The following is a 6634-nucleotide window of genomic DNA, read 5'->3' as shown; positions in this document are numbered from 1 at the left end:
CGCCATCGAGCACCCACACTTATCGGCTGTTGATTTTTAAAGAACATTCGCTAAAAAGCCGCTGTTTTCTGCTGCTTTCTTGCGTCTCCGTCGTTTGGAGAGGCCGAATTATGCGAGACCCCAAGGGGGCTGTCAACACCCATTTCGAAAAATCTTCATAAATTTTGCGGGGTCAATTCGGCAAGTACTCGCCATTGCAATGTACTCACCTATTCAATCAATGACTTAGCGACAAAACTCACTGGCGACCATCAAGCCAGGTGCGAAGCAAATCGTGAAAACGAAAAAGCGCGCGGAACATCCGCGCGCTTTCTTCACAAGAACAAGCAGCTTCGCAAGCAACTTCGAGCTGCGTCACTTGCGAGCTTCATCGCTTATGAGCCAACGTAACCCGGCGGCGGATTCACATTGTTCTTTGCAACGCTCGCATTCTTCGACACCACATACACAGGCGCCTCAGTCAGATTGAGCTGCAGTGTGCCGTTCGAGTAGTTGAGCGTCATCGGGTTGCCCATCATGTCGAGCACGGTCACCGTGCCGCTCGTGCCGGGCGCATCGACCTGGAGGCTGTAGGCCACGCTATACGTCGAACTGAAGCCCGCACTCGCGCTCCACGCGCCATTGCTGTGCGTCCACAAGGCTGTGATTACCGATCCGTTGTTGACCTGCTGGAACGAGTACGCATAGACACCCGACGGCGTATTCTTCACCGGCCCCAACGTATTGGTACCGTCCAGGATGCGCGACATCGCGCTCACCACCATTGCCGCCGGCTTCGGGCTGATGTTGGTGGCACCGAACGAGCCTTGCGCGTTGGAAAGATCGAAGAACGTGCCGTAGCCGACTTCACCCGGATAGTCCGCGCCATAAAACACGTACGACACGTCCGCGCCCTCGCCGAGCAGAATGATGTGCGTGCGCGCCACCACTGCGCCCTGCGCGAACAGCACGTTGCCCGTCGGATAGTTAGGACCGTACGACGAGCCGAGGTCATAGCTGATTCCGACTTCCGTCTGATACAGCTTCATACCCGAGCGGTACTGGTTCGCCATCGTCGTGCGCAGCGTGCGAATCGAGTTGTTCAGCGCATTCGCGGCGGTTGCTGCGTCCGGGTCGGTTGCGAGACGCTCGGGCGGATGCGAAGGCGATGTGCCCGCATCGTAGTAACCATGCGTCGCGACGCCATCGATGTACTTGCCATAGCCCAGCGACGCAATACGTTGCAGACGCGTATTCGTCAGCGTCGGGAATGCATCCGCCGGCCCCATCACCACAGCATTAGGATCGGTCGAGTGAATGCCCTGATACACCGACTGATACAGCGACACGAAATTCGCATCCGTATCGGTCCAGAACTGATTCGGTTCCCACGTCACCTGATAGAAGTTCGCCGACTGCTTCGGGAAGTACTGCAAGCGGATCGCATTCGATTCGGTACCGACGCGGCTCATATAGTTCTGCAGGTACGACATGTCCTTCGGCAGGGTCGTGAAGTCTTCGAAGCCGCCCGACTTCGACGCCCACCCCGGCGTCCCATCCAGACGGATCAGACGCATCACGTTACCCGACGTATAGAACGAGTCGAGATTATTCGCCGACGGATTGAAAGTATTGGCGCCATTCGGCTCCATCGTCGACATCTGACGATCGTCGATCGTCTGCGTGATGCCGAGCCCGGCGAGCACGGCAGCGCGATCGTTTTCGCCCTGCATGCCGAAGCGGTGCTGCTCCTGCTTCGTGTAAGTCACAGCGGGCACGACATTGCTCAGGTTCGGAATCACGCCGAACGTCGCGATACCCGTCGGACGCGTACCGGCCTGAGGCAACGCGCCGCCGCCCGCCTTCAGGCTGGCCGAGACCGCGAAATATCCTGCAAGCGTCGAGTGACACGTCAAGGTCGTCGCCGCTGCGCCACCCGGCACCGCGACGCTGCCGCTCGCCGCAACGCGGCCTGTCGTGTCGTTGATCGACCAGTTCAGCGTATCCGCGCTGCCTGCGTTGGTCGTGAAGACGAGCGGGAAGTTCGCGCCCGACGCAAACATGCGCGTGCCGTCGCTACTCGTCGTATCGGCGGAAATCAGCGCACCGCCTGCCGACGCGTTCGCCGTCGATGGCGACGCGCAACTCATGCTGCCGGTTGTATTGCCGTTGGCGGTCGCATTGGCACCCGATGCCGGGGACGTTTGCGAAATGCTATTGGTGGACGCGCCGGTGCCCGACGCGTCACCGCCGCCACCGCCACAGCCCGCCAGAAGGACCGCTAACGATGACGAAACGAGAACTGAATTGACTTTCATGGAAATACGAATGGGCAATCGAAATCCGTCCGAAAACGCCTGGGAAAAATGCCCGAACGCATACTTTGGATTTCAGGGTTGGCTGTCTTGCACGCGGAGTCGTTCTTACTGCGTCGACTGCCGGTGCGGCGGCGGTGCCGGTAATTTGGAGCAGCGCATTTCCTGCGAGCCCGCATGTTTCTTCATGCGAGTGAGGCCGTGCTCAACCGATTGCAACCAGATGTAACTGCAAATCAGATTCGGTTAATGTCTGATAATTCACGCTTTAAATCAGACATTAAATTGCATTGGAATGAAAGCACCATTTGACGGCTCTCTCCAGCCAATACACAAAACATCCGTTAGGCCAGAATCTTTTGCAAGGCGAAATCGTACCGAACGAGGGTGCTTAAGTCTGCTGAAACGGCGTAACTCTTTGTAACGTATGATGATTATTCAGGTGCATCTCGTGCTTATGCACCATCGAGGGGATAAGGGCCGAATGCATCTTACCCAATTGCGTGCCGACGACTGTCGAAGTTACCTATTCTTTCAGCAGCCTGAAAATGGGGATGTATGAATGGCGTGAAACGACTAGCTAATTTTTATCGAGTTTATTTCCCGATTTCCAGATCGCCTGGCGTTTTCCATACACTCTTTTTGATCAATTTTCTGAATACGATGAATGAGCATCGAATGAATATTTGCCAGTCCATATTCGCCCGATATAGCGCTTTTGTCGCACTTGCAATACACACGAGCCATTTTTTTTGAACTGAATCATCGAGTTTTATTGACCTGTTGCGAAAGCTGACTCATATTGCATAAAGACCATTGCGAATACGCGCGACGCATTGCGTCGTGACGAGGCCACGTCCTGCGCACGATGGTTGCCAATGAGAAGAATGTGCGATGCCGCCAACCGTGCCGGCATGGGAGTCTGTCCATGGACATGATTCGCAAGGGTTCAGCGCCGCCGCACGAGCAATGCGACACGGCGTCGGAGACAAAACCTGTGGCGCAGCAAGAGCTTCCCGCGCAGCCACTCGATCGGCTATTTCCTTTCGACGCTTCGGTGCCGCAAGCGAATGCGAACACGGCCGGCGAGAGCGCGCCCGATTCCTTGCCGACTTATCCGCCACTTTTCAGGCGTATCAGGCCAAGGCAGCGCCGTCTGGCTACACCCGCGTCCGTCGGCACGCCCGACTGGAAACTCAGCACAGGTGCGGCCGTCGTGCTGCTCGGCTTTGCCATTGCATTCGGAACCTACATCACGCTGACGCAACGCGATGCAATGCAAAGCCGCCTGCGCCGCATCGTCACCCAGAACGAACTGCGCGCGATGCCGCGTCAGGAGCGTCCGACGATTGCCGATCGCACGCAGGAGCTTGCGCGTAGCTTGCGAAACCAGATCGAAACACTACGCGGTCGCGACGCCGCCGATACCGCCGTCGTGGCGGGCGCCGCAGTCCATCAACCTGCCAACGCACACAGCAGCAAACTCGCAAGCAGCACGCCGAGCCTGCCCGCAGCGACAGCGACTTCGCCCCCGCCCGTCCCCGCATCGCAAGGCAAGGCCCACGCGAAACAGCTCGCGGCGAAGCCGCTTGCGCCGCCGCTGCCACAGCCTGCGCCGCGCGCGCGCCAGCTCGCCAGCGCCACACCCACACGCGCTCACAGCACCACGCCCACACAACAGGAGCGCAAGACCAGTGCGAAGCAGGCGAATACGGCATGCGGGCCGCGTTCGCCCTGCGTGCAGACGGTCGCCGCCCAAAGTTCGCGCAAGCCAGCGAATGTTGCGAGCAAGACGGTACCCGCCAAGGCCGGCACGAAAACGGTTGCTGTGCGACGCACGCCTTTGAAGACGGCTGCGAAGCCCGTGCAACGCCCGCTTCCGCCCACGGTCCAGGCCTGGTCGCCGCCGGAGACGCCCGCGACGTTGCCTGCAAGCGAGGATACGGAGATCTATCGGCAGCACTAGCTGTCGAGCGGACCCGCGTCACATGCAGAAAAAGAAGAAAAACAGGCGTCTGGCGGATAGAGGCTTAGCGATGTCGCGTGGTGCTGCGCGTGCGTTCTTACCATGGAGGGATTGGCAAAGCGCCGCATAGGCAGCAAACAAACGCTATGCCGCCATCCGAGGACGCTCATCAGAGCGCGGGGAGAGACACGCATGCATCGACTGCCGTCAGCACCTCTCGCCCCTTCGACACTCCACGCGCAGCGTACGCTCGCGCGCGTCAGCAGGTTCTTGATCGCGCTGACTCTCACGCTCTTTTGCACCGCGTGCGGCAACGGCTCATCCGACAATACGAGCGCCACCAGCAGTTCCGGCTCGAGTGGCAGTTCAGGCTCGGGAGCAGGAACGGGCAGCGGCACATCGGGATCGGGCGGCAGCACGCCATCGTCATCGACCGCCTTTGCCACCGACGTGCTGATGCATCACAACGATCTCGCGCGCACGGGTCAGATGCTTGCTGAAACGACGCTCACACCCTCCAACGTCAATGCTTCGTCGTTCGGCAAGCTCGCGTTTCTGCCAGCCGACGGCAAAGTGGACGGTCAGCCGCTTTCCGTTACGAGCCTGTCCATCAACGGCTCGACGCACAACGTGATCTACGTGGTGACCGAGCACAACAGCGTCTATGCGTATGACGCCGATAACTACGCGCAATTGTGGAAAGTGTCGCTGACGGGCGCGAACGAAACGCCCAGCGACAATCGCGGCTGCACCGACATCACACCTGAAATCGGCATCACATCGACGCCCGTGATCGATCGCGTTCGCGGATCGAATGGCGTGCTGTACGCGGTGGCGATGACGAAGGATGCGAGCGGCGGCATTCATCACCGGCTGCATGCGCTCGACCTCGCGAGCGGCGCCGAACTGTTCGGCGGCCCGACTGAAATCGCCGCGACGGCTGCGGGCACGGGCGGCAACAACGTCAACGGCGTGCTGACGTTCGACCCTTCGCTGCACACCGAGCGCGTTGCGCTGACGCTCGTGAACGGCAACATCTTCATGGGCTGGACGGCGCATTGCATGGCAGGCGCCTATACCGGCTGGATCATGAGCTATAGCGCCGACACGCTAAAGCAGACAGGCGTGGTCAACGTTGCGCCGAACGGCCATCAGGGCTCCGTATGGATGGCGGGCTCGGGCATGGCGTCGGACGGCACGTCTATTTATCTGGTGGACGGCAACGGCACATTCGGCACGACGCTCGATGCGAACGGCTTTCCCGTCGATAACGACTACGGCAATACGTTCATGAAGTTGTCCGCGAGCCCGCTCAAGGTGACCGACTACTTCGCTCCGCTCGACGTCGTGTCACTCGCGAACGCAGACGCCGACTTCGGCTCGGGCGGCGCCATGTTGCTGCCCGACCAGACGACAGCGGGCGGTACCGTCAAGCATCTCGCCGTTGCAGCGGGGAAGGACAACAAGATCTATGTGGTCGACCGGGACGCGATGGGCAAATTCAGCGCCACGTCCAACAATATCTGGCAGGTACTGACAGGTACCCTGGCAGGCGGCATCTGGGGCTCGCCCGCCTATTTCAACGGCACGGTCTATTACGGCGCATTGAACGACAACATCAAGGCGCTGCCCGTCACGAATGCGCTACTCGCCACCACGGCCGCATCGAAGAGTCCGACCACCTTCGCCTACCCCGGCGCCGTGCCTGCCATCTCGGCGAACGGTACATCGAATGCGATTCTCTGGGCCGCCGAAAACGGCACGACGGGTGCATTGCACGCGTATGACGCAACCAGTCTCGGCACCGAACTCTACAACAGCAACCAGTCGGGCACGCGCGACCAATGGGGCGCGGGCAACAAGTTCATCACGCCGATGATCTCGCGCGGCAAGGTCTATGTCGGCGCGACCAATGGCGTCGCCGTATTCGGCCTGCTGCATTGATCTGCTGAGAACGCTGTCGCGCCGCAACACGGAAATTGGCGACGAATGGCGTGTTTCTGGCGTGCTGCGCCGCTGCGACACGATATGCTGGAATAGCAACCCTTCGCCTTGCACGGGCCCGAATCGGCCGTGCATGCACGTCATGACTTCACGCGTACCTCGCGACGCGCATCCGCGCCGACAAGACCAAGACAACGCCTGGGAGTCCGCTCGCTTATGACACGCCTCGTTCATGCTGCAATCGCACTTTTCGTCGTCAGCGGCGCATCCGTTGCGCAGGTGCCGTTGACCTATCCGGGACGCAGCCAGGGACCCGGACAGCAGGCCGTCGATACCGCCGCGTGCTATGCGGATGCCAACAAGACGACGCGCGTGAACATCGCGCGCGAGTCGCAACGCCCGCCGGCGCCCGGCAAGGCCGCGGCGGCGA

General features: G+C 60.1%; 3 protein-coding genes and 1 pseudogene. 3 read left to right on the top strand and 1 reads right to left on the bottom strand.

Going from position 1 to position 6634, the window contains the following annotated elements:
• Window positions 1-374: 374 nt before the first annotated feature.
• Window positions 375-2297: a hypothetical protein gene (locus tag G3O01_RS44565; protein WP_205813869.1), complete on the bottom strand. Its 1923-nt coding sequence runs from the start codon at window positions 2295-2297 to the stop codon at window positions 375-377.
• A gap of 925 nt (window positions 2298-3222) precedes the next feature.
• Here G3O01_RS44565 and G3O01_RS44560 point away from each other — a divergent pair.
• The 3 genes and pseudogenes from G3O01_RS44560 to G3O01_RS44550 form a co-directional block, all read left to right on the top strand.
• Complete coding sequence (locus G3O01_RS44560) at window positions 3223-4260, top strand: hypothetical protein (RefSeq protein ID WP_205813868.1); 1038 nt, start codon at window positions 3223-3225, stop codon at window positions 4258-4260.
• A gap of 192 nt (window positions 4261-4452) precedes the next feature.
• On the top strand, window positions 4453-6204 hold the full coding sequence (locus G3O01_RS44555; protein ID WP_205813867.1) for a pyrrolo-quinoline quinone: 1752 nt from the start codon (window positions 4453-4455) through the stop codon (window positions 6202-6204).
• 216 nt (window positions 6205-6420) lie between these two features.
• Window positions 6421-6634, top strand: a pseudogene (locus G3O01_RS44550) (hypothetical protein); the annotation flags it as partial.

The organism is Burkholderia sp. Ac-20365 (assembly GCF_017104715.1).
Taxonomy (GTDB): Bacteria; Pseudomonadota; Gammaproteobacteria; order Burkholderiales; family Burkholderiaceae; genus Paraburkholderia.
The sequence above is the reverse complement of the archived record's forward strand: the minus strand, read 5'-3'. Positions and strand labels throughout refer to the sequence as shown.